1 protein-coding gene is annotated in these 670 nt (G+C 33.4%); it reads right to left on the minus strand.

The window, feature by feature from the left end:
* A partial coding sequence (gene rfbH / locus XO12_RS11155) for a lipopolysaccharide biosynthesis protein RfbH (protein WP_175420358.1) occupies positions 1 to 670 on the minus strand: 670 nt, incomplete at both ends.

A 670-nucleotide genomic window follows, 5' to 3' on the forward strand; every position in this document is an offset into this window, starting at 1 on the left:
CTATATGTGAATATACATATTTGTGATCATATCCAAAAGGTAATGTTCCATGTTGTTGTTTGAATCTCATACCACATGTATTACTGAACCCTGGTTCGCAATAACAGTCTCTTCCCCAATCTCTAAATGATTTTACCAGTCTTTCTAATTGTAGGTTGTTTGTCAGTATTGCTCCGCCTTCACCCATTGTGATGTGATGTGCAGGATAAAAACTTACTGTTGCTATATCTCCAAAAGTTCCTACTAATTTCCCATCATATGTTGAACCAAGTGCGTCACATGTATCTTCTATTACCCATAAATTATGTTTTTTAGCTACTCTCATTACTTCATCTAAATTAAAAGGATTCCCTAATGTATGAGCTATCATTATAGCTTTTGTTTTTTCTGTAATGGCTGATTCTATTTCTTCTGCTTTTATGTTATATGTTGGTATATCAACATCTATAAAAACTGGTATTGCTCCATTTTGTATTATGGGATTTACTGTAGTTGGAAATCCAGCTGCTACTGTTATAACTTCATCCCCGGGCTTTATTCTTTTTTCTCCAAGTTTTTTTGATGTTAATGCAGATAATGCTAACAAGTTTGCGGAGGAGCCAGAATTTACCAACGTTACACTTTTTACTCCAAAAAATTTTGCAAATTCATATTCGAATTTTTCTGCAAA

Origin of the sequence: Marinitoga sp. 1154, from assembly GCF_013363285.1 — a bacterium.
Classification (GTDB): Bacteria; Thermotogota; Thermotogae; order Petrotogales; family Petrotogaceae; genus Marinitoga.